Origin of the sequence: Pseudomonas sp. 21LCFQ02 (assembly GCF_024129895.2) — a bacterium.
Taxonomy (GTDB): Bacteria; Pseudomonadota; Gammaproteobacteria; order Pseudomonadales; family Pseudomonadaceae; genus Aquipseudomonas.
In genome coordinates this window covers 4,925,109-4,948,358 of record NZ_CM178749.1, presented here as the reverse complement: position 1 = coordinate 4,948,358, position 23,250 = coordinate 4,925,109, and the positions used below count along the sequence as shown (strand labels likewise).

The following is a 23,250-nucleotide window of genomic DNA, read 5'->3' as shown; positions in this document are numbered from 1 at the left end:
TTCATTCGGCGCGCCTTGGCTGTGCCTGTGGCTGGCCTTGCCGGCGACGGCAATGGCCGCAGACATCGCCGGCAGCCGCGATCTGGATATCGTGCCGCGTCCGGTCGACACCGAAATTGTCGATTATCGGGCGCCTGCCGAACAGGAGCGTACTTATCCGCTCGGCGCCGTTCGCAAGATCAGCGGCCAGTTGCGCTACGATAATCCGGTCACGGCCCGTGGCCCGTTGCAGGCGGTCACTTATGAGCTGCCCGCAGGCCATAGCTCCGATGCCGCCTTTACCGCTGCCCGCGAAGCGTTGCAGGCGCGCCACGCCGAATTGCTGTTCTGGTGTCAGGCCCGTGATTGCGGCGAGAGCAGCCTGTGGGCCAATCAGGTGTTCGGCAACGCCCGGCTGTACGGGGCCGACGACCGTCAGGCCTATCTGCTGTTGCGCCTGGTCGAACCTGAGCAAGACACTCTGGTGGCGTTGTACGCCATTACCCGTGGCAACCGCCGCGCCTACCTGCATGTCGAGCAACTGGCTGCCCAGGCGCCGCTGGGCGACCTGCTGCCGAGTCCTTCCACGTTATTGCGCCAACTCAAGACCAGCGGCAGCCTGGAGCTGGCGCGGCTCAAGGGCGAGCCGCAAGACAACTGGGTCACGGTTCTGGCCCGTGGCCTGAACCTCGACAGCAGCTTGCGTGTCACAGTTGCAGGCAGTCAGGCCCAGGCCTGGCGTGATGCGTTGATTGCCAAGGGCGTGCGTGCTGCGCGTCTGGAAATCAGCGCTGCCGAGCAGCCCGGCCTGCTGGTCAACGTGATTCGTTAAGGTGTAGCGGGCGTGATGATTGGCTGCCGATTGTCATGCCCGGCCACTATGCTCGACCGCTAATTCTTCTCTCTGCTGGACAACGTCATGCTCAATAACGATCGTCTGCTGGTGCAGATTCTGCTCCTGGCACTGTTGGGTGCCTGTTTCTGGGTGATGGCGCCGTTCTGGTCGGCGCTGGTCTGGGGCGCGGTGCTGGCGTTCGCCAGCTGGCCGTTGATGCGCCTGTTGACCCGGGCCTGTCGCGGCAATGAAACCCTGGCGGCGAGCCTGATGTGTCTGTGCTGGCTGGTACTGGTCGCCGCGCCGCTGGTGTGGCTTGGCTTCAACCTGGCCGATCATGTGCGCGATGCCACCAACTTCATCCGTGACGTGCAGGTTGATGGCTTGCCAGACCCGCCCGAGTGGCTGGCCGGCATTCCGCTGGTGGGCGAGCGGCTGGTGGGCTTCTGGAACACCATCGATGAACAGGGCGCGGCGTTGCTGGCCAACATCAAGCCTTATTTCGGTCAGGTCGGTAACTGGCTGCTGGCCCGCAGCGCGCAAATCGGCGGCGGCATTCTGGAACTGACCCTGAGCATTGTCTTTGCCTGGTTTTTCTATCGCGATGGCCCGCGGCTGGCCGCCTTTGTGCTGCGCTTGCTGGAACGCTTGATCGGCGAGCGTGCGCAGTTTTACCTGGATCTGGTTGCCGGTACGGTGCAACGAGTGGTCAACGGGGTGATCGGTACGGCCGCTGCGCAGGGCATTCTGGCCCTGATCGGATTTCTGATCGCCGGTATTCCGGGGGCGCTGGTGTTGGGCATTCTGACCTTCGTGTTCAGTCTGATTCCCATGGGGCCGCCACTGGTATGGATCCCGGCCACCGCCTGGCTGATTTTTCAAGAGAGCTATGGCATGGCGGTGTTTCTTGGCCTGTGGGGCACCTTCGTCATCAGCGGGGTGGATAACGTGCTCAAGCCGTACCTGATCAGCCGCGGCGGCAACCTGCCGCTGGTGATCGTGCTACTGGGTGTGTTCGGCGGCCTGCTGGCATTCGGCTTTATCGGCCTGTTCATCGGCCCGACCCTGCTGGCGGTGGCCTACAGCCTGCTCAACACTTGGGTCGCCGAAGGGCGTCAACAACCGCAGCGCTGATTCACGCCTGAGCGGCGCAGCACAAACGACAATGCCCTCTTGCGAGGGCATTGTCGGTCTTGCGTTGAGCGTTGAGTCAATGCGCGCCAGCGGCCTTGTTCAGGTCCTCTTCGGCCCATTCGGTGTAGATGCAGGCATCGGCAGTGGCCCAGCGGACTTTTACCGGGTCACCGGCTTTGAGCGGCATGCCGGTGGCCGAGAGCGCTTTGACGGTCATCGCTGTGCCGCCTTGGGTGACGACTGCGCAGGTCTGGCTCTCGCCCAGAAACAGCACTTCGGTCACCTTGGCAGTGACTTCGTTCCAGCCTTCGGCCAGCGGCTGGGTCTGGGCCTGGTCGACGCTCAGTGCCTGGGCTTTTTCCGGGCGGACCATCAGCAGGATGTCCTGATCGGTCTTCAGGCCCGCGGTCAGGCGGATCGACAGTGGCTGGCCTTCGAAGGTTGCCACCGCGTTGCCTTGTGCCTTGGCGCGCAGGAAGTTGGAGTTGCCCAGGAACGAGGCGACAAAGGCATTGGGCGGGTTCTGGTACAGGTCGTAACCGCTGCCCAGACCGACGATCTTGCCGTGGCTGAAGATTGCAATGCGCTGGCTCAGGCGCATGGCCTCTTCCTGGTCGTGGGTCACGTAGACGATGGTGATGCCCAGCCGGCGATGCAGCTGACGCAGCTCGTCCTGCAAGTCCTCACGCAGTTTTTTGTCCAGTGCCCCAAGCGGTTCGTCCATCAGCAGGATGCGTGGCTCGTACACCAGTGCCCTGGCAATCGCTACCCGTTGTTGCTGGCCGCCAGAGAGTTGCGCGGGGCGGCGGTGGGCGAACTTTTCCAGCTGCACCAGTTTGAGCATGGCATCGACTTTCTTGTCACGCTCGGCGGCATCCATCTTGCGGATGTTGAGCGGGAAGGCGATGTTGTCGCGCACGTTCAGGTGCGGGAACAGTGAGTAGCGCTGGAACACCATGCCGATCCCGCGTTTATGCGGCGGTACGTTGACCAGCGATTTGCCATTGACCAGGATCTCGCCGCTGCTGACGGTCTCGAAACCGGCCAGCATCGACAGGGTGGTGCTCTTGCCCGAGCCGCTGGAACCCAGGAAGGTCAAGAACTCGCCGTCCTGGATGTCCAGATTGATGTTGTCCACCGCAGCGAAGTCGCCGTAGTGCTTGTTCAGGTTGCTCAGGCGGACCAGTGGCTGGCCGCTGTGGGCGGAATCTTTGATCACAGCGCTCATGAGGTACTCCGGGCTTCGTTACGGCGACGCAGGGTCGCGGCGATGAACATGACCAGCACCGACAGACCGATCAGCAGCGTCGAGGCGACGGCGATCACGGGGGTCAGGTCCTGACGCAGGGTGGTCCACATTTTCACGGGCAAGGTTTGCAGGGTGGGGCTGGCCATCATCACACTGAGCACCACCTCGTCCCACGAGACCAGGAAGGCAAACAGTGCACCGGCAATCATCCCGGGGCGAATGCCGGGAAAGGTCACCTTGTAGATCGCCTGCAGGCGCGAGGCGCCACAGATCACCGCCGCATCTTCAATCGACTGGTCGAACAGCTTCAACGAGTTGATGATCGAGATGATGGTGAACGGCAGGGCGACGATCACGTGGCTGACCACGAAGGCGAACAGCGTGCCGGTGTAGCCCAGTTTCAGAAACAGCGCATAGACCGCCACGGCGATGATCACCAGCGGCACGATCATCGGCAGGGTGAACAGCCCATACAGAAAGTCGCGGCCCGGAAACCGCCCGCGGACCAGCGCGAAGGCTGTTGGCAAGCCCAGCGCGACCGCGCAGATGGTGGTCAGGATGGCGACCTTGAAACTGGCCAGGGCCGCGTCCATCCAGTCAGGGTTAGAGAAAAACTGCTGATACCACTTCAGCGTCCAGCCCGGTGGCGGGAACACCAGCCACTGCGAGGAACCGAACGACAGCAGCACGATGAACAGGATCGGCAGCAGCAGGAACAGGGCGATCAGTGCAGTGACGGTGTACAGACCGGTCTTCAGCCGCGGGCCCATGGCATTGGGTGACAGAAGCATGGTCGCTTACCTCGCGTTACTGGCGCCGACCGGGGATTCCGGCTGGAGCTTCAGGTAGAAGTAGAACAGCGTCAGGGTGATCACGATCAGCAATGCGGCGGCCGCACTGGCCAGGCCCCAGTTGAGGAACGATTGCACCTGCTGAACGATGAATTCGGGCAGCATCATGTTCTGGGCACCGCCGAGCAGCGCCGGGGTGACGTAGTACCCCAAAGACATCACGAACACCATCAGGCCACCGGAGAACAGCCCCGGACGGCACAGCGGCAGGAACACCCGGAAGAAGTTGGTCCACGGGCTGGCACCGCAGATGGAGCCGGCCTGCAACACCATCGGGTCGATCGCCTGCATGGTCGCCTGCAAGGGCAGGACGATGAACGGGATCATGATGTAGGTCATGCCGATCACCACGCCGGTCAGGTTATGCACCATTTCCAGCGGCTGATCGATGATGCCCATGGCCATCAGGAATTTGTTGACCACCCCGGAGGCTTGCAGCAGCACCAGCCAGGAGTAGGTGCGGGCCAGCAGGCTGGTCCACATCGACAGCAGCACGATGTTCAGCATCCAGCGGCCCCAGCCGCGTGGCACCAGGGTAATCGCCCAGGCCAGCGGGAAGCCCAGCAGCAGGCTGAACAGGGTGACCAGCCCGGCGACCGAGAAGGTGTTGAACAACACCCTGGCATAGGCCGAGTTGGCAAACAGTTCCTGATAATTGCCCAGCCCCGGGGTGGGTTCCAGGACACCGCGCAGCAACAGGCCGATCAGCGGTGCGAAGAAGAACAGCCCCAGAAAGAGCAGGGCGGGCAGCAGGTTGCGGCTGCCACGCCAGCGTTGTGACAGTGAAGGCTTGATTGTCATGCTCGCTCTCGTGTTCGCTAGCGGGGCGTGAACCGCGCCGGCGGTGCTGGACGCACCACCGGACACAGAGGGTTGGCCGAGAGTCCCGGCCGGCATCTTTACTTGACCAGCCATTCGTTCCACCGCTTGGCGATATCACCACCGTTCTTGGCCCAGTAGGCGAAGTCCAGGGTGATCTGCTCATCCGGGTAGGCAGTCGGCAGGTTCTTGGCCAGGGTCGAGTCCAGGCGGGCCTGGCTGTCGAGGTTGACCGGCGCGTAGGCGCTGAGGTTGGAGAAGTCGGCCTGGCCTTTGGCGCTGGTGGCTTCGGCAATGAACTTCATCGCAGCTTCCTTGTTTTTCGCGCCTTTTGGCACAACCAGGAAGTCAGCCATGACCAGGTTCTGTTTCCAGCTCACGCCCACCGGTGCGCCGTCTTGCTGCAGCGCATAAACCCGGCCGTTCCACATCTGGCCCATGGACGCTTCACCCGAGGCCAGCAGTTGCTGGGACTGGGCACCGCCGCCCCACCAGACGATGTCTTTCTTGATGGTGTCGAGTTTTTTGAAGGCGCGGTCCAGGTCCAGCGGATAGAGCTTGTCCTTTTCTACGCCATCGGCGAGCAAGGCCAGTTCCAGCACGCCGGGGCTCGGCCATTTGTACAGGGCGCGTTTGCCAGGGTAGGTTTTGGTGTCGAACATCGCCGACCAGTTTTCCGGATTCTTGCCGCCGACCTTGCCTTCGTTGTAACCCAGCACGAAGGAGAAGAAGAATGAGCCAGCACCATGGTCGGAAACGAATCGCGGATCAATCCGGTCGCGCTTGATCGTGTTGAAATCCAGCGGCTCCAGCAGGCCTTCACTGGCGGCACGCAGGGCAAAGTCAGCCTCTACGTCGACCACGTCCCACTGGACGTTGCCGCTTTCCACCATGGCCTTGAGCTTGCCGTAGTCGGTGGGGCCGTCCTGCACGACGGTGATCCCGCTCGACTTGGTGAAAGGTACGGCCCAGGACTGCTTCTGCGCATCCTGAGTCGAGCCCCCCCAACTGACAAAGTTCACGCTTTCAGCGGCCATGGCTGCAGCACTCGAGAATGCCAACACGCCAGCAGCCAGGACTGCAGTTGCACGTTTGTTCAACACCATTTTCACGCCCTCATTTGTTGTGTTTTGAGCGGGCCTGTGTTTTGTGCCCGCTTATATCGGAGCAGTGGATCCAAGCGGACCCTTTGAAACTGGCGACCGGGCCAGGAGGCTGTTTTTTTGGCTATCCCTTGCGGGCGCACCTGACGAAAATCTTCGGTCTACGGGATATCATATTATGGTATTCCAAACTTTCTGCAAGCGTTTTGCCTGCCCTGATTCACCTCCTCGTCGCTTTTATTCTGTAAGGGTAGTGGCCGAGTGTTTCACTCGATGGGTCCAGTGAACGGGATGCTTTCGACCACCTCGAGGTCGTAACCGGTCAGACCTGCATATTTGAGCGGCGGGCCGAGGTGACGCAGCTTGCCGACACCCAGGTCCTGCAGGATCTGGGCCCCGGTGCCGACTTCGGAATAGATGCGCGATTGTGAGCGGGTGTACTGGCGGGGCGGTTTGGTCAGCTGCGGTACGCGTTCGAGCAGCGCTTGCGAGGACTCGTGGTTGGCCAGCACCACCACCACGCCATGGCCTTCTTGCGCAACCCGTTGCAGCGCGGCCCACAGCGTCCAGTTGGCCGGGCCGGTGTACTCGGCGCCGACCAGGTCGCGCAGCGGGTCGACGACATGCACCCGTACCAGAGTCGGCTGCTCACGTTTGATATCGCCCATGACCATGGCCATGTGCACCCCACCTTCGATGCGGTCTTCATAGGTAAACAGGCGAAAGGTGCCATGCACAGTGGGCAGCTCGCGTTCACCGATGCGCTCGACCGTGTGCTCGTTGCTCAGCCGGTAGTGGATCAGATCAGCGATGGTGCCGATGCGGATACCGTGTTTGGCGGCAAATTTTTCCAGGTCCGGGCGGCGGGCCATGGTGCCGTCGTCGTTCATGACTTCAACAATCACCGAGGCCGGGCTGAAACCGGCCAGGCGCGCCAGGTCGCAACCGGCTTCAGTGTGCCCGGCGCGGGTCAGTACGCCGCCTTCACGGGCGCGCAACGGGAAAATATGGCCCGGTTGCACCAGGTCTTCGGCCTTGGCGTCGGCGGCCACCGCGGCCTGCACCGTGCGTGCGCGGTCGGCGGCGCTGATGCCGGTAGTGACTCCGGTCGCGGCTTCAATCGATACGGTAAAGGCGGTGGCGAACACGCTGCCATTGCTGGGCACCATTTGTTCCAGGCCCAGGCGTTCGCAGTGTTCATCGGTCAGGGTCAGACAGATCAGGCCGCGTGCTTCGCAAGCCATGAAGCTGATGGCCTGCGGCGTGCAACGGTCGGCGGCGAGCAGCAGATCGCCTTCGTTTTCCCGGTCTTCGTCATCGACCAGCAAGACCATCTTGCCCTGGCGGTAGTCGTCAATGATGTCTTCTATACGATCGAACGGCATTATCAGGATCTCGGTGTTATGGTTACGGTGCTCCATGCTGGTATACCATAATACGAAGAGTTTCGCAGATTGCTTTCCATTGCAAACCATCCATTGAAAACAGCGAGATCAAGATGAAAGCCTACTGGATTGCCCACGTCGATGTGACCGACCCACAGCAGTACACCGAATATACCCAGCGCGCGCCTGCTGCGTTCAAATTATTTGGTGGCAAATTCCTGGCACGCGGCGGCCGCTCTGAAGCCATCGAAGGCCGTGACACCCCGCAACGCAGTGTAGTAATCGAATTCGATTCTTACGAACAGGCCATTGCCTGCTACAACTCGCCCGAGTATCAGGAAGCGGCGGGGCATCGTGAGGGTGTGGCGAAGGCTGAGATTGTGATTGTTGAGGGGATTTGAAAGGCGAGGCGTTGTGTCTTGCTGAAACACTGCTCGGCCAGACGCCTCACATCATTGTAGGAGCGACCTTGGTCGCGAAGAGGTCAGTGCATTCGCGGCAGATGCTGCGAATGTACCGGCCCTTCACGCTTTTCCCGGTCAGCCTGTCCCGTTCACTCAGATCGGAATTTGACCGTCGCCCCCAGCACTTCAAGCTGCTCACTCAAGCGGCGAAGTTGCAGCTTTACACCGCTTGCCGCTGTAAATGGCGGCGCCTCAGCCAATGCTAATGTTTCTTTCAACGACATTTTTCGGCTCTTGCTGATCACCTGAACAACCTTGAGCTTGTGCGGACCCAGATCACTCACGATCAACTCGCCGCTTTGATAGTCAGCCGGATCGAAGTCAGCGCCATCAAGCGATGACTCTTCCAGATCCCCACCATCCCGGCGCGCATCGAGAATCTCCCGCCAGAATCTATTCGACGAGCCCGTCGCCTCGACGATCAAACGCTCAAACTCAGCGTTGTCTTCATTCACCTGCGCCAATGCGGCCAGCAGCCGAGCGAAAGCGGCGAGGCTCGGGGCAATCTGCGTCGCGTCCCAGCGCCCGGCACCGTGAGGTGCGTAATACACCGGATAACCGCTTTGCGCCTCGGCTGTGGAGATGAAAATGGGGTCGTCCAGCCCGGTCAAAGCGATGACATACCAGGCGGGATGCCAGGCGCCGTTGGCTTCGCTGGCCAGGCTTTCGCCGGTAAGGCCGTGGGTGCGAAAGCCTATCTGGAAATCATCGAGGCGATCTGGGGCAGGGTAGTGCGTGGGTAAGTATGCGTCACCGACGATGACGGGGTCGGTCAGGAACGCCTGGAGGGTTTCGGGAAGCGAAAGCATGGATCAATGGCGTCCTTAAACAGTAATGCCGATTAATCAAGAATCAGCACAATTCTTGTGGGAGGCAAGCTCTGCTGGAGACCCACTCAGACATTCCCCAGCAGGTTTTTTGTGTATGACGTTTTTTCGGTCGATCTGTATCTAACGGCCTCAGATCCAGCGCCCTATTATCGTGCCGCCAGCCATGCACATCTCAAACTCTTGTGGCATGTCTGCTAAGTCAATCGAGTCGAGTTTTCAGGAGTAATACCATGCCCGAGTTATCCAATTTATTGGCCTATGGCTTGATCTCGCTGGGCATGGTTTTGACGCCCGGACCAAACATGATCTACCTCATCTCGCGGTCGATTTGCCAAGGGCGCAAGGCCGGGTTAATCTCGCTGGGCGGCGTGGCGTTGGGTTTCGTCTTCTATATGCTCTGCGCCGCACTGGGTATCACCGCCTTGTTAATGGCGGTTCCCTATGCCTATGACGCCCTGATAATCGGCGGCGCGCTGTATCTGCTTTATCTTGCCTGGCAGGCCATCAAACCTGGCGGTCGCTCTGCGTTCCAGGTGCAGGATCTGCCCAAAGACAGCCCTCGCAGACTGTTCATGATGGGCTTTGTCACCAACCTCCTGAACCCGAAAATTGCAGTGATGTATTTATCATTGCTGCCCCAGTTTATTAGCCCTGCAGACCATGGCAGCGTGCTGACGCAATCATTGGTGCTTGGCTTTACCCAGATCGTAATCAGCGTCAGCGTCAATGCGCTGATTGCTATCACGGCCGGCTCCATCGCGCACTTCTTCGTGAACAGGCCCGTCTGGCAAACCGCGCAGCGCTGGATAATGGGCACGGTACTGATGGGCTTGGCCGTACGTATGGCAGTGGAGCAGAGGCGCTAAGTCGTGACCTCTTGGCCTTTATTGCTGTTGCTGAGAGTGCACGTTGTCGTGATTTGCCTGTGCCAATGCTGCCAGCAGCTTGCCGAACGCGGCGAAGCTCGGGGCGATTGGCAACGGGTCCCGGCGCCAGTTCAGCTTTGCTGGCGACTGCTGCGGTACATTTTTTATGGATGCGCTGCATTCGCCAGCAGAGCTTGTGTCTACAAGGAAGAGTAAAGTCTCAGCATCTGCTGCGAATATGTCGCCGCCTTCGTTGTGGTCTGGCAAGCCCATCCCCACCCGTCTTTACTCGCCACCACCACGCCGGCCCAACTCACCGAATAAAATGCACCTTCCCACTGTCATCATTGCCAATATAAATCCCATACACCCCCGCCTGCCGCTCCTCGATATACCGCTCCAGAATCTGCCGTATCGCCGGGTAGTAAATACTCTCCCAAGGAATCTCTTCGGGGGCAAAAAACCGGTAGTCCATGGTCTCCGGCCCATATTGGTCGGTCACTTCCAGGGCGATGGCGCGGAAGATGATGTACACCTCGCTGATCTTCGGCACGCTGAAGATCGAGTAGGGCGAGATGATTTCGGCGCGTACGCCTGATTCTTCCCAGACTTCACGCAGGGCGGCCTGTTCGGTGGTTTCGCCGCCTTCCATGAAGCCGGCCGGCAGGGTCCAGGTGCCGGGGCGCGGGGGGATGGCGCGTTGGCACAGCAGGTATTTGCCGTCTTGCTCGATGATGCAGCCGGCAATGATCTTCGGGTTGATGTAGTGGATGTACTGGCAGGCCCCGCACATCAGCCGTTGGTGGGTGTCGCCGGCTGGCGAGCGGTGGGTGAGGTCTGTGCTGCCGCATTGCGGGCAGTAACGCGGCAGCGGCATGATCAGCGGCCTATGCGAGGGTCTTTGAGTGCAACGGGCTGCACGATGTCGCGTGCTTCGGTGCCGTCGTCCTGTTTCGATTGCAGGTACTCCAGGGCCACGCGGGCGGCGTTGCGCACGTGGTCGACCGAGGCCTGGTGGGCGGTCAGCGGGTCGCCGCTCTTGATCGCCTCGACCATCCGTTCCATTTCCTGGTTGCTGGCGCCGCGGCGGTTTTCTTGCGACACGGAGGTGGCGCGCAGGTAGCTGATACGGGCCTGCAACTGGCGCAACTGGGTGGCGGCCACGTGGTTGCCCGAGCCTTCGAGCAGCACGTCGTAGAAGCCTTGTACCGAATCGATCACCTGTTGCAGCTCGCCGTCCTTGAGGGCCTGGCGGTTTTCTTCCAGGGCCGCCTCCAGGGCGCGGATGTCGCGGGGTTTGGCGCGCAGGGTGAACAGCTGCACGATCAGGCCTTCGAGTACGCAGCGCAGCTCGTAGATGTCGCAGGCGTCTTCGAGGGTGATGATCGCCACCCGTGGGCCTTTGGCGTCGGCGAATTCCACCAGGCCTTCGGACTCCAGGTGACGCAGGGCTTCGCGCACCGAGGTACGGCTGACCCCGAGGCGGTCGCACAGGTCGCGCTCGACCAGGCGGTCGCCCGGCAACAGCTGGAAATTCATGATCGCGCTGCGCAGTTTGTCCAACACGATTTCCCGCAGGGTGACGGGATTGCGGTTGACCTTGAAGGTGTCATCGAGTGGCAGGCGTTTCATCGGTTCGGCTCGGAGTATGGCTGGCTGCTGGCAAGGATCGGTTCATCAGAGGGTAGCTCCAAAATGGCTGCGCTCGGCAATACGGCGTTGAAATCGACCTCAAAATGCTCATGTACTCAATGTACATTGCGCTTGTTCGGCCAATTCGCCTTGTCTTGCCTTCGCTCGTCGATTTTGTAAACACCCTCTTACACGAACGCTGATAGCCTGCCGAAGCCAGTAAATGACTGGACTAACGCAAAAGCCCGCGCACCCCAAGGGTGCCCGGACTTTTACCGAGTTTATCACGCAGTTGCCCCGAACCAACAAGGCCACCCATGACGATCAGTCTTAGCCGAACGCGGGCAGGGCGCCGAGCTTGCCGCGATGATAGATCATCGGGGTGACCGGCTCTGGCGGCAGGATCAGGTTCTTCACCGCGCCGACGATGATGGCGTGGTCGCCGCCGTCGTACTCGCGCCACAGTTCACACTCGATGATCGCTGTAGCCTTGGCCAGCAACGGGTTGCCCAGTTCGCTCAGGGTGAACTCGATGCCTTTGGCCTTGTCTTTGCCTTTGCCGGCAAAGGCGTAGGCTTCGGCTTGCTGGTCGGCACCGAGCAGGTGAATGGCGAAGCGCTTGCTGTCACGCAGCACCGGGTAGGTGTCCGAGGCGTAGTTGGGGCAGAACAGCACCAGCGCCGGATCGATGGACAGCGCGCTGAACGCACTGGCCGTGATGCCTACCAGGTTGCCTTCGGCGTCCAGGGTGGTGACGATGGTCACCCCTGACGGAAAGGAGCCCATGACTTCTTTGTAGATACCGGGTTCGATCATTTGTTGCAGCCTCGGTTAACGCATCACGAAAGGATCGGGCATCGGTGCTTGCGAGAGATTGATCCATACCGTTTTCAGTTCGGTATAGGCCAGCACCGAGTCGATGCCGCTCTCGCGACCGTAGCCGCTGTTCTTGAAACCGCCGATCGGCGCCATGGCCGATACCGCGCGGTAGGTATTGACCCAGATGATACCGGAACGCACGTCGCGAGCCAGCCGGTGTGCGCGGCCAAGATCACGGGTCCAGATGCCGGCCGCCAGGCCGAACTGCGAGTCGTTGGCGATCGCCAGCGCCTCGGCCTCGTCCTTGAAGCGAATCACCGAGGCCACCGGGCCAAACACTTCTTCCTGCATGATCTTCATCGAGTTGCTGTCGCACTCGAACAGGGTCGGCTCATAGAACCAGCCGGCCTCGGCGTTTGCCGGGCGTTTGCCACCCAGGCGCAGGCGTGCGCCTTCAGCGACGGCGTCGGCCACCAGGCCTTCGACGACTGCCAGTTGCTGGGCGGTGGCCATCGGGCCCATCTCGGTGGTTTCGTCTTGCGGGTTGCCGATCCGGATGCGCTTGGCGCGTTCGACCAGACGCTCGACGAATTCATCGAAGATCTCGTCCTGCACCAGCAGCCGCGAGCCGGCCACACAGCTTTGCCCCGAGGCGGCGTAGATGCCGGCGACCACGCCATTGATGGCGCTGTCCAGATCGGCGTCGGCGAAGATGATGTTCGGCGACTTGCCGCCCAGTTCCAGCGACAGCTTGGCGAAGTTCTCGGCGCTGCTACGCACCACATGGCGCGCGGTGGCGGCGCCGCCGGTGAAGGCGATCTTGCGAATCAGCGGGTGGCGGGTCAGCGCGGCGCCGGTGCTTGGGCCGTAGCCGGTGACCACGTTGACCACACCCGGCGGGAAGCCCGCTTCCAGCGCCAGGCGCGCCAGCTCCAGAATGGTCGCCGAGGCGTGCTCGGAAGGCTTGAGCACGATGGTGTTGCCGGCCGCCAGGGCAGGGGCCAGTTTGATCGCGGTCAGGTACAGCGGGCTGTTCCACGGGATGATCCCGGCGACCACGCCCATCGGCTCGTGCACGGTGTAGGCAAACAGGTCAGGCTTGTCCAGCGGCAGGGTGCCGCCTTCGAGCTTGTCGGCAAGCCCTGCGGTGTAGTGAAAAAACTCGGGCAGGTAGCCGACCTGGCCGCGGGTTTCGCGGATCAGCTTGCCGTTGTCACGGCTTTCCAGCTGGGCCAGGTGTTCTTTGTTCTCGGCAATCAGATCGCCCAGCCGACGCAGCAGCTTGCCCCGTGCGGTGGCAGTCAAACCGCGCCAGGCCGGGCTTTCGAAGGCGGTCTGCGCCGACTGTACGGCACGTTCGACGTCGGCTTCATCGGCATCGGGCAACTGCGCCCAAGGCTCGGCCAGCGCCGGGTTGAGGCTGTCGAAAGTCTTGCCGGAGAGGGCATCGACCCATTGGCCGTCGATGCACATCTGAAAACGAGTGAGGGTCATGCAACATCCCCTTTGATCGGGTTGTGTAAGGCCGCGGATTTGTCGAGGAAGTCGAGCAGCACCTGGTTGACCAGGCGTGGCGACTCGACCGGCATCATGTGGCGCTGTTCAGGCAGGATGGCCACTTCGGCGCCCTTGATGCGCATCGCCAGTTGGCGAGCCATGTCCGGGGTCGAGCCTGGGTCCAGCTCGCCGGTGGCGATCAGGGTCGGCACATTGATGCTGCCCAGGTCTTCGGCGCGGTACATGTCCTGGGTGGCGAACAGTTTATAAGTGGTCAGGTAACCCTGCAGGTCGTTATTGGCCAGGTCTTGGCGAATCGCGGCGATCTGCGCCGGGTTGGCCGCCTGGTATTCACGGCTGAACCAGCGCGCCAGCGCTTCGCTGGCATTGGCATCCGGGCCGTGTTCGGCGACCTGAGTGGTACGGGCAATAACGCTGGCACTCTGTTCGGGAGAGCGGTTGAACACGCTGTTGAGCACCACCAGGCCGGCCAGACGCTGCGGATGATGCAGTGCGAAGGCACGTGCCACCAGACCGCCCATTGAGAATCCGATCACCGTGGCGTGTTCCAGGCCCAGGTGGTCGAGCAGTTCCAGCAGTTGTTCGGCATAGCCTGGCAGGCCGGTGTCCGGGTCCGGACGCGGGCTGGCACCATGGCCGAGCATGTCATAGGCAATGACCTGGTAGCCGGTCGACAGACCGACGATCTGCCCGCCCCACATTTCTTTGTTGAGTCCCACCCCGTGAATCAACACCACGGGGTGGCCTTGGCCGGTCGCCAGATAACTGGTGCCGGCCGGGGTGCGTTCAGCGGTGAGCCGAATCATGGATTGCTCCTACACAGGCGTATCAGACTCTGTAGCGAAAGGGGCACTGCGCGGCCATCCTGGCCTGCACGCGCCATCCTTTCGCACAGATCCGGAATGAAATTACTGAGCCGCTTTCTCGGCAGCCAGTTCTTCCAGGTCGATGTAGCGGTTGCCGATGCGCGGGTGCAGGCGGCCGCCGTTGGCTGCGCCCAGTACCACGACGATTTCGTCGGCACGTGGCGCATCTTCGATCTGGAATTCCAGAGTGATGTAGTGCGAACGCAGACCTTCGTCATCCTTGTGCATCATTGGCACCTGGATCGAAGTGCCCGGGCCGCCACGCTTGTTGGTGAAGCTCAGGTAGCTCTTGGCCTTGACCGCTTCGCGGTAGTGGTTGCCAAAGCGCAGGGTGTGGATTACCGCAGAAGCGTGCTCGATTTCGCCATCAGCGCCGACCACAGCGGCCTTGCCGTAAGCTTCGATCTTGTCGGCACCACCGATGGCGGCGGTCAGGCGCTCAACCATCAGCGCACCCAGGTCGGAACACCAGGCACGGATTTCAGGCTTGAGGTCTTCCACGAAACCACGACCCGCCCACGGGTTCTTGATCACGGCGGCCAGGCCGACCATGGTCACCGGCTTGTCAGTGGCTTTGCCACCTTCAATCAGGGTTTCTTCGGTGTAGGTGACGATCTTGCGAATTTCGAAGCTCATGGAGGACTCCCATAGGTGGGTCGTTGTATTTGGTATGATGGTATACCATAAGATTGTCCGCGCAAGTCCTTTCTATAAAGCCGGTGAAAAAAAGCCGCTCGGGCCTGCCCGGACCGTGACCGGCGACGTCAGCACTATCCAGTTTCGGCACAATATTGCCCGCACCCAGGCGCCCGGAACGGAACTTGCCTCAGTGCCGACGACTGCGTCGGGAGTGACAGGCGATGAACCATTTCACTGTAGCGGGCGATACGCCCGCACTGGATTTTTCCGGCCTGCGCCGTTGCCAGGCCACCGATATCGACGAGCATGCGCATAACCTGTCCAGTTGGCAGCTCAGCTACGACCAATTGACCCCGGGACGCTTCGCGGGCGAGCTCACCGAGCTGCGCTGCGGCTGGATGCAGTTGGTGCGCGACCGCTCTAATCAGGCCATGATCAAGAGCGGCCAGGCCTGGCAGGGGGCGCTGACGTTCAGCCTGCCGCTGGCCGAACATGACGATGTGTATTGCGCCGGGCACACCATCAGTCGCCCCAGCCTGTTGGTGGCGCAAGCCGATGACCTGCCGCAAGTGCGCACCCCAGGCCCGCTGGACCTGCTGTGCATCGCCGTGGAGCGCGACGCATTGCAAGACATACTGCAGCGCCAGAACCGTGAATTGCAGATTACCTCTTTTCCCACCTGTTACCGGCTGGAGGAGACCGGGTTACACCTTGAACTGCGCGGGGTGCTCGATGACTTGTTCAGCACTGACGCGCAGACCCTCAACTATGAGTCGATTCGCCATGCGCTGCGCGACGCGATCATGCTGCAATTGCTCGATCAGGTGGCCCCGGATGGCGAGCACCTGAATGCCACGGCCCGCAAGCGCATGGTCGACCGGGCCAGGGAGTACGCACTGACCCACCTCGACCAACCCTTCACCCTGCTGGACCTGTGCAACAACATCGGTGCCAGCCGGCGCAAATTGCAGTACTGCTTCCAGGAGGCTCTGGGCCTCAACCCGCTGGCTTACTTGCGTGCGGTGCGCCTCAATGCGGTGCGTCGTGAGCTGTTGCGTGGCAGTGCCGCGACCTCGGTGCAGGACGTGGCGGCGCGCTGGGGCTTCTGGCATCTGAGCCGTTTTTCGGGTGAATACCGGCAGATGTTCGGCGAGTTGCCGTCACAAACCCTGCGCCGCAGCGGTTGTGCTGAAAACGGATAACGGCCTTTGGCCGCTACCGTCGAGGATGTCCCTGACACTAAACAAGGGGCATCCCATGAACCATAAAAACAACAACGCGCGGGTTTTGTTACTGGCCACGCTGGCAGGGCTGTGCGGGACCGCCCTGGCGACCGAGAACGGTGCACCCACCACCGCTGTCGGGGTTTATGACTTCGGTGCCGGGATGACACCGCCGGTCACCCCCAACGGTACGCTGGGCCTGCGCACTTCCTTTTATTCGGCCAAGGTGCAGAAAGACCGCCGCGGCAACGACGTCAACAATGACTTTTCCCTGAGTGTGCTGTCGTTGGGGCTGGCCTACATTCGCATGACCGACTACCAACTGTTCGGTGCCAATTACGGCTTCAGTACGGTGGTGCCGTTCTTCAAAATGGACGCCGAACTCGGCATCGACACACCGGTCGGGCGGCTGGAGTTCGAGGCCGATCCGTTTCGCTTGGCTGACGTGCAAATAACCCCGCTGATCCTGCAGTGGAACCTGTCGCCGAACCTGTTCGTCAACGCGCAATTCCAGATTCAGGCACCGACCGGCGACTACGATAAAAACCGCCTGATTTCTCCCGGCCTCAATCACTGGACCTTCTCGCCGATCGTTAATGGCACCTGGATCAGTGACAGCGGCTTTGAGGTGTCGTCTAGCTTCGAGGTCGACGTCAACACCCGCAACAACGCCACCGATTACAAAAACGGCGTCGAGTACCGCCACGAGTTTGCCGTGGGCCAGCACTTCGGGCCATGGACAGCGGGCATCGGCGGCTACTACTACCGCCAGTTCAGTGACGACGACGCACCGAACCTGACCACCGGCAACCGTGCCCGGGTCATGGCGGTAGGGCCGGCGCTGAGTTACTTCAAGCCGGGCCTGCCGCCAGTCTGGCTGCATGCCTACAAAGAGTTCGACGCCCGCAACCGGGCCGAGGGCTACACCGTCGCCTTGCGCATCGCCCACAGTTTCTGAGGACTTCAGCATGACTACTGCACATGAGGGCAGCCTCCGGGTTGCCCGTGGGCGCCGTGAGGGCGTGTTACTGATGTTGGGTTCGAGCCTGACCATTATGGGTTCGGTGATGATCGCGCCGGTGCTGCCGCGTATCGGCGCCGAATTCGGCCCGACCACCGCCCATGCCGAGGTGCTGGTGCCGCTGGCGGTGACCGGTCCGGCGCTGGCCATCGCGCTGTTTGCGCCCCTGGCCGGCTGGCTGGCCGACCGACTGGGGCGCAAGAACCTGCTCGTGCTCGGTACCTTGCTCTATGCGCTGCTGGGCGCCTTGCCGCTGCTGCTCGATGACTTGCGGGCGATTGTTGCGGTGCGCATGTTGTTCGGCTGCGCTGAGGCGGCGGTGATGACCTGCTGCGCCGCCTTGATCGCCGACTATTGGCATGGCGAAGAACGGCTGCGCTACGTCAACCGCCAGGTGGTGACCATCGGCCTGGTTGGCGCGCTGTTTTTCGTCGCCGGTGGGGCGCTGGGCGAACACTCGTGGCGCTGGCCGTTCGCGCTGTATCTGTTGCCGTTACTGCTGCTGCCATTGATGGCCCGCTGGCTCTGGGAGCCGAACCGGCAAGTCGCTCAGGTGGCGGGCGAAGAGGGCGCCCGGGTGTCTCTGGCGGGCGTGTTGATCGGCTATGCGCTGGTGCTCGGCGGCATGATCCTGACCTTCGTGGTGCCGATCCAGACGCCCGGCCTGCTGGTGGCCATGGGCGTGACGTCGAGCACCCTGATCGGGCTGTCGGCAGGTCTGGGGCTGCTCTCGACCCTGTTCGGCTCGCTGGGCTGGCCGTTGCTGCGCCGTCGCCTCGGGGTGCCGGGTTGCAATGCGGCCTTGCTGTGCCTGATGGGCCTGGGGCTGTGGCTGCTGATGCGCGCACAAAGCTACAACGCTGTGCTGTTGGCGGTGTTCATTCACGGCCTTGGGGCCGGGCTGCTGGTGCCTAACGTCATGGCCCCGGTGATGAATGCGCTGACCGCGCGCACTCGGGGTCGTGGCCTGGGTGGCTTTACCGCGTGCCTGTATCTGGGCCAGTTCATCAGCCCCATCGTCGTGCTGGCGGTGGCCGCCCAGGCCGGCGGCATCCCTCAGGCGATCTTCTGCCTGGCGCTGGCCGGGTTCGGCGTGGCACTGCTCTGCGCCCTGATTGCTGTACAGCGTCGCCAGGGCATTGCGCCAGCGGCTTCTTCTTTGAATCATCAGGAATGACCGACATGCAAGACATCCACAATTTGTTCGATCAGGAAGACGGCACCGGCCTGGCCACCCGGGTGCGCAATGCCGAGCTACACCCCGCTGAACTGCTGGAGGCGGCCATCGTGCGCCTGGAGCGGGTCGAGCCGCAGCTTAACGCGGTGGTCGAGCGGCTGTATGACGATGCCCGTGCAGCCGCCCGACAACCGGCCAGTCGGCTGGGGCCATTCGCGGGCGTGCCGACGCTGGTCAAGGACCTGTTCTCGCCGCTGGCCGGCGCATTGATGAGCAATGGCTCCCATGCCCTGGGCCTGGCGCGGCCGGATTTCGACGGCGAACTGGTCAGCCGCCTGCGGCGCAGCGGGTGCCTGTTGATGGGCACCAGCACCTCGCCGGAGTTCGGCACCTCGTACACCACCGAATCTCAGCGCTTCGGCGCCACCGGCAACCCATGGAGCCTGGAGCACAGCAGCGGCGGCTCCAGCGGCGGGGCGGCGGCCTTGGTCGCGGCACGGGTGGTGCCTTTTGCCCACGGTAATGATGGCGGCGGCTCACTGCGGGTGCCGGCGTCGTGCTGCGGGGTGTTTGGCTTCAAGCCCAGTCGTGGCTTGCTGCCGTCCGGGCCGATCGTGGGCGAAGGCTGGGCGGGCATGGGCACCGGTCACGCGATCACCCTGAGCGTGCGCGACAGCGCCGCCCTGCTTGATGCTACCGCTGGCACTGACCTGGGCGCACCCTATGCCGCACCGCTGGCGGCGCGGCCCTATCGGCTGGCAGTGCTCGACGAGCCGGCGCCGCTGCGCATCGCACTGGTCGAACAGGTCGGTCCGTGGCCGGTGTCTGCTGACAGTCAGGCAGCGCTGCGCGATGCAGCCACGCTCTGCGAGTCGCTGGGGCATCGGGTGGTGCAGGAAAGCCTGCCGGTGGACCTTGAGGCGTTTCTCGATCAGGTATTCACCATCATCGGCGCCAGCACCCGCAACTACCTCGATGTATTGGGGCAAATGCGCGGCGCGCCGGTCAGCCTCGACGAAGTCGAAGCCCGTACCCGGATCATCCTGCGTGATAAAGGCGAAGTAACCGGTGCCCAATATGCCGGCGCGGTAGAGTGGATTCATGCGTTTGGCCGGCGTATGGCGGGGTTCATGCAGAACTACGATGTGATCCTTACCCCGACCCTGGCCCGCCTGCCGCCACGCCTCGGTGAGCTACAGGTCGAGAGCGACCGCTGGTCGCTGCAGCAACTGATCGAGCATTTCCACAGCTACTCGCCGTACACCGCCCTGTGCAACGCCAGCGGCCAGCCAGCGATGTCGGTGCCGTTGTACTGGAGCCCGAGCGGGTTACCGCTGGGGGCGCATTTCATGGGCCGGTTTGGCGAAGAGTCATTGCTGTTGTCCCTGGCCGCCCAACTCGAACGCGCCCGCCCATGGCGCGGCCGGGTGCCGCCGGTCAATGCCATGGGCAGTCAGCCTCGCTGATATCACGGCCTCGCAAATTCTCTGTGGGAGCGAGCTTGCTCGCGAAGACGGCAGCACATTCGCAGCAGATGCTGTGATTTTACTGGCCTCTTCGCGAGCAGACCGGGGCGCCGGCCGGCTCTTGCCACAGGGTCCTCGGTGCGTATCTGACCAGTATTGGTTTCAGCCGCGAACATTTCGCGGCTGAAGCGGATCGCAGCCCGGCCGCTCCCAAAAGGTCCGGTGCTGGCTGGGCGGCTACGCCTCCTGACGCTCTTCATGCCCATGCGGCTTGCGCCGCAGCACTGACAGCACCCAGACAAAGAAGATCGGCACCAGAATCACTCCCAGCAAGGTCGCGCTGAGCATCCCGCCGATCACTCCGGTACCCAGCGCCCGCTGGCTGGCGGCCCCGGCACCGGTCGCCAGCGTCAGCGGCACCACGCCGAGAATGAACGCCAGCGAGGTCATCACGATCGGTCGGAAGCGCAGGCGTGCCGCTTCCAGCGCTGCTTCACGCAGCGGCTTGCCTTTTTCCCACTCTTCCTTGGCAAATTCCACGATCAGGATGGCGTTCTTCGCCGCCAGACCGATGATGGTGATCAGGCCGACCTTGAAGTACACGTCGTTAGGCAGCCCGACCGCAGTCACCGCCAGCACCGCACCCAAGGCACCGACCGGTACGATAAGCATGACCACCAGCGGAATCGCCCAGCTTTCATACAGCGCCACCATCAGCAGAAAGACCACCAGCAGCGCCAGTACGAACAGCGTCGTCGCCTGGCCGCTGGCGATCTTCTCCTGGTACGAAAGGCCCGTCCATTCATAGCCGATGCCCTCGGGCAACTGCGCCATGATCCGCTCCAGCTCCGCCATCGCGGCACCGGTGCTGACGCCGGGCGCAGCGTCACCGGCAATCGAGAACGACGGGTAACCGTTGTAGCGGGCGATCTGCACCGGGCCTTCTTCCCAGCGTGTGGTGATGAACGCGCCCATCGGCACCGGTGTACCGCTGCTGTTGGGCACGAACAGCTTGAGTACGCTCTCCGGGGTCATCCGCGAGGCGGATTCGGCCTGCACCACCACCCGTTGCTGGCGTCCGGCATTGGCGAAATCGCCAACCGTGGCCGAGCCGAAGGCGGTGGACAGTGCATTGCTGATCGACTCGAAGCTCACCCCCAGCGTGCGGGCTTTTTCCCGGTCGATATCCAGACGCAACTGTGGTGCCTCGGCCAGACCTTCCATCATCGCGTAGAGAATCAGCGGGTTACCGTTGGCCTGACCAAGCAACTGGTTGCGTGCCTGGATCAGTGCTTCACGGCCAAGACCGCCACGGTCCTGCAGGCGCAACGAGAAACCGCCGGAGGTGCCCAGGCCTTCGATGGGCGGCGGCGTGACCGCCATGACCGCGCCGTCGTTGATGCTGGCAAACGCCTGATTGAAGGCAGCGGCTTCATCGGCGGCTGACTGGCCGTCGCCCCGCACTGACCAGTCCTTGAGGGTCGGGAAGGCCAGCGCGGCGTTCTCGCCCATACCAGAGAAGCTGAAACCAAGAATCATGGTCACCGCATCGGTGGCTTCGCGATTCATCAGCCACTGTTCCAGTTGCTGGGCGGTCGCGTCGGTACGTGCCCGTGTCGCGCCGGGCGGTAACTGGACATCGACGATGGTGTAGCCCTGGTCTTCGATGGGCACGAAGGACTCCGGCAGGCGCAGGTAGAAGAAACCCAGCAGGGCGACGATGCCGACATAGATCAGCATGTAGCGCCCGGCGCGTTGCAGCAGGCTCGAATTGAGCGCCGTATAGCGCTCGGTCAGGCGCCCGAAGCGGCGGTTGAAGCCACCGAAGAAACCGGTTTTTTCATGATGGCCCTTGGCAATGGGCTTGAGCAGGGTAGCGCACAGCGCCGGGGTGAAGGTCAGGGCCAGGAAGCCCGAGAACAGGATCGACACCGCCAGCGACAGCGAGAACTGCTGGTAAATCACGCCCACCGAACCGCCCATGAACGCCAGCGGCAGGAACACCGCCGACAGCACCAGGGTGATGCCGACAATCGCGCCAGACACCTGGCCCATGGCCTTGACCGTAGCTGCGGCCGGCGACAGGCCTTCTTCGGCCATGATCCGCTCGACGTTCTCGACCACCACGATGGCGTCATCGACCAGAATGCCGATGGCCAGGACCATGCCGAACATGGTCATCATGTTCACCGAGAAGCCCAGCAGGTACATGATTGCCAGGGTGCCGGCCAGACACACCGGCACCACGATGCTGGGGATCAGGGTGTAGCGGATATTCTGCAGAAACAGGAACATCACCAGAAACACCAGGACCATGGCCTCGACCAGGGTGTAGATCACTTTCTGGATGGCTACATCGACGAACTTGGAGGTGTCGTAGGGAATCGAGAATTCCACGTCTTCCGGGAAGCTGGCCGACAGTTCTTGCAGGCGCTGCTTGACCGCTTCGGCGGTGGCGATAGCGTTGGCGCCCGGCGACAGTTGCACCGCGCCGGCCACTGCCAGCTTGCCGTTCATGCGCGCGTCGAAGTTGTAATCCTGGCTGCCAACGGCCAGGCGCGCGACCTCGCCAAGGGTGACGTTGGAGCCGTCCGGGTTGGCGCGCAGCACGATCCGGGCAAACTCGTCCGGGTTGTCCAGGGTGCCTTTCACGGCCAGTACGCCGGTCAGTTCCTGGCCTTGCGCACCGGGGCTGGAGCCGAAGCTGCCAGCCGGCACCTGGACGTTCTGGGCACTGATCGCGGCGGTCACGTCACTGATCGACAGCCCATAGCCGACCAGCTTCTGCGGGTCGATCCATACCCGCATGGCCGCTTCAGAGGCAAAAAACTGCAGCTTGCCGACACCGGGAACCCGGCGCAGCTCGTTATTGACGTTGCGCGCGGCGTAGTCGGCCAGCGCCACGGTGCTGCGGCCTGCGGTATCACCCTTGTAGTTCAAGGCGTAGATCAGCAAAAAGCCGGCGCTGGCCTGTTCGACCTGCAGGCCCTGGGTCAATACCGCCTGGGGTAGACGCGCTTCGGCCTTTTTGATGCGGTTCTGAACTTCGACCTGAGCCAGGTCCGGGTCGACACCGGGCTGGAAGCTCACGTTGATCTCGGCAATGCCGTTGGCGTTGCTGGTCGAGTTGTAGTACAGCAGGCCCTTGGCGCCGTTGAGCTCTTCCTCGACCACGCTGGTCACCGAGTCGACCAGCACCTTGGCAGAGGCGCCAGGGTAGGTCGCGGTAATGGTGATCTGCGGCGGTGCCACGTTGGGGTATTGGGCCACGGGCAGCGAGGGCAGGGCGATCAACCCCGCCAGCAGGATGAAGATGGCGACGACCCAGGCGAAGTTGGGCCGCTTGATGAAAAACTCTGACATGACGGTTCCTC

General features: G+C 62.3%; 22 protein-coding genes. 8 read left to right on the top strand and 14 right to left on the bottom strand.

Translation table 11 applies throughout. The features are described 5' to 3' along the window. Positions 1-52: 52 nt before the first annotated feature. Entirely contained in the window at positions 53-811 is a 759-nt protein-coding gene (locus tag NJC40_RS22355; protein ID WP_253142336.1) for a DUF4892 domain-containing protein, read from the top strand. 87 nt (positions 812-898) lie between these two features. Then, positions 899-1,948, top strand: a complete 1,050-nt coding sequence (locus NJC40_RS22350) for an AI-2E family transporter (protein ID WP_253116580.1) — start codon at positions 899-901, stop codon at positions 1,946-1,948. A gap of 76 nt (positions 1,949-2,024) precedes the next feature. Here the strand turns inward: NJC40_RS22350 and NJC40_RS22345 are convergent, their stop codons facing one another. The 5 genes from NJC40_RS22345 to ribBA all read right to left on the bottom strand — a co-directional run bounded on the left by NJC40_RS22345 (position 2,025) and on the right by ribBA (position 7,355). After that, complete coding sequence (locus NJC40_RS22345; RefSeq protein WP_045492060.1) at positions 2,025-3,176, bottom strand: ABC transporter ATP-binding protein; 1,152 nt, start codon at positions 3,174-3,176, stop codon at positions 2,025-2,027. Next, positions 3,173-3,988: an ABC transporter permease gene (locus NJC40_RS22340; protein ID WP_045492058.1), complete on the bottom strand. Its 816-nt coding sequence runs from the start codon at positions 3,986-3,988 to the stop codon at positions 3,173-3,175. The genes NJC40_RS22345 and NJC40_RS22340 overlap by 4 nt, the downstream gene beginning before the upstream one ends. 6 nt (positions 3,989-3,994) lie before the next feature. Then, on the bottom strand, positions 3,995-4,963 hold the full coding sequence (locus NJC40_RS22335; protein ID WP_084710113.1) for an ABC transporter permease: 969 nt from the start codon (positions 4,961-4,963) through the stop codon (positions 3,995-3,997). Next, positions 4,948-5,973, bottom strand: a complete 1,026-nt coding sequence (locus NJC40_RS22330; RefSeq protein WP_045492054.1) for an ABC transporter substrate-binding protein — start codon at positions 5,971-5,973, stop codon at positions 4,948-4,950. The genes NJC40_RS22335 and NJC40_RS22330 overlap by 16 nt, the downstream gene beginning before the upstream one ends. 263 nt (positions 5,974-6,236) lie before the next feature. Next, positions 6,237-7,355, bottom strand: a complete 1,119-nt coding sequence (gene ribBA / locus NJC40_RS22325; RefSeq protein ID WP_253116710.1) for a bifunctional 3,4-dihydroxy-2-butanone-4-phosphate synthase/GTP cyclohydrolase II — start codon at positions 7,353-7,355, stop codon at positions 6,237-6,239. Positions 7,356-7,468: 113 nt separating this feature from the next. Between ribBA and NJC40_RS22320 the strand changes: the two genes are divergently transcribed. After that, complete coding sequence (locus NJC40_RS22320) at positions 7,469-7,756, top strand: DUF1330 domain-containing protein (RefSeq protein WP_253142303.1); 288 nt, start codon at positions 7,469-7,471, stop codon at positions 7,754-7,756. 152 nt (positions 7,757-7,908) lie between these two features. Here the strand turns inward: NJC40_RS22320 and NJC40_RS22315 are convergent, their stop codons facing one another. Next, positions 7,909-8,628, bottom strand: a complete 720-nt coding sequence (locus NJC40_RS22315; protein ID WP_253142304.1) for a hypothetical protein — start codon at positions 8,626-8,628, stop codon at positions 7,909-7,911. A gap of 251 nt (positions 8,629-8,879) precedes the next feature. Here NJC40_RS22315 and NJC40_RS22310 point away from each other — a divergent pair, with 251 nt between their 5' ends. Further along, complete coding sequence (locus NJC40_RS22310) at positions 8,880-9,515, top strand: LysE family translocator (RefSeq protein ID WP_253142305.1); 636 nt, start codon at positions 8,880-8,882, stop codon at positions 9,513-9,515. A gap of 18 nt (positions 9,516-9,533) precedes the next feature. Here the strand turns inward: NJC40_RS22310 and NJC40_RS22305 are convergent, their stop codons facing one another. The 7 genes from NJC40_RS22305 to NJC40_RS22275 all read right to left on the bottom strand — a co-directional run bounded on the left by NJC40_RS22305 (position 9,534) and on the right by NJC40_RS22275 (position 14,986). Further along, a complete protein-coding gene (locus tag NJC40_RS22305; RefSeq protein ID WP_253142306.1) occupies positions 9,534-9,788 on the bottom strand; it encodes a hypothetical protein in 255 nt (84 codons plus the stop codon). 40 nt (positions 9,789-9,828) lie between these two features. Beyond that, positions 9,829-10,392, bottom strand: coding sequence for an NUDIX hydrolase (locus NJC40_RS22300; protein WP_253142307.1), 564 nt, complete (start codon positions 10,390-10,392; stop codon positions 9,829-9,831). Positions 10,393-10,394: 2 nt separating this feature from the next. Further along, on the bottom strand, positions 10,395-11,147 hold the full coding sequence (locus NJC40_RS22295) for a GntR family transcriptional regulator (protein WP_253142308.1): 753 nt from the start codon (positions 11,145-11,147) through the stop codon (positions 10,395-10,397). 330 nt (positions 11,148-11,477) lie between these two features. After that, positions 11,478-11,963, bottom strand: coding sequence for a flavin reductase family protein (locus NJC40_RS22290; RefSeq protein ID WP_253142309.1), 486 nt, complete (start codon positions 11,961-11,963; stop codon positions 11,478-11,480). Positions 11,964-11,978: 15 nt separating this feature from the next. Next, positions 11,979-13,460, bottom strand: a complete 1,482-nt coding sequence (locus tag NJC40_RS22285) for an aldehyde dehydrogenase (RefSeq protein WP_045492038.1) — start codon at positions 13,458-13,460, stop codon at positions 11,979-11,981. Continuing rightward, positions 13,457-14,290, bottom strand: a complete 834-nt coding sequence (locus NJC40_RS22280; protein ID WP_045492036.1) for an alpha/beta fold hydrolase — start codon at positions 14,288-14,290, stop codon at positions 13,457-13,459. The genes NJC40_RS22285 and NJC40_RS22280 overlap by 4 nt, the downstream gene beginning before the upstream one ends. A 102-nt stretch (positions 14,291-14,392) precedes the next feature. Beyond that, positions 14,393-14,986: an amino acid synthesis family protein gene (locus NJC40_RS22275; RefSeq protein WP_045492034.1), complete on the bottom strand. Its 594-nt coding sequence runs from the start codon at positions 14,984-14,986 to the stop codon at positions 14,393-14,395. A 224-nt stretch (positions 14,987-15,210) separates the two neighbouring features. Between NJC40_RS22275 and NJC40_RS22270 the strand changes: the two genes are divergently transcribed. Genes NJC40_RS22270 through NJC40_RS22255 form a run of 4 tightly spaced genes read left to right on the top strand, consistent with a single transcriptional unit; the run spans position 15,211 to position 19,876 of the window. Next, the gene (locus tag NJC40_RS22270) at positions 15,211-16,191 is read left to right on the top strand and encodes a helix-turn-helix domain-containing protein (RefSeq protein WP_253142310.1); all 981 of its coding nucleotides are present in this window, start codon (positions 15,211-15,213) and stop codon (positions 16,189-16,191) included. A gap of 55 nt (positions 16,192-16,246) precedes the next feature. Next, a complete protein-coding gene (locus NJC40_RS22265; protein ID WP_253142311.1) occupies positions 16,247-17,170 on the top strand; it encodes a SphA family protein in 924 nt (307 codons plus the stop codon). 10 nt (positions 17,171-17,180) lie between these two features. Then, positions 17,181-18,410, top strand: a complete 1,230-nt coding sequence (locus tag NJC40_RS22260) for an MFS transporter (RefSeq protein WP_253142312.1) — start codon at positions 17,181-17,183, stop codon at positions 18,408-18,410. Between the two features lie 5 nt (positions 18,411-18,415). Next, positions 18,416-19,876 carry an amidase gene (locus NJC40_RS22255; protein WP_045492026.1) on the top strand — a complete coding sequence of 487 codons (1,461 nt, stop codon included), beginning with the start codon at positions 18,416-18,418 and terminating at the stop codon, positions 19,874-19,876. Positions 19,877-20,113: 237 nt separating this feature from the next. Here the strand turns inward: NJC40_RS22255 and NJC40_RS22250 are convergent, their stop codons facing one another. Beyond that, positions 20,114-23,239 (bottom strand): multidrug efflux RND transporter permease subunit, encoded by a 3,126-nt coding sequence (locus NJC40_RS22250; protein WP_253142313.1) that lies wholly within the window; start codon positions 23,237-23,239, stop codon positions 20,114-20,116. Positions 23,240-23,250: the final 11 nt, after the last annotated feature.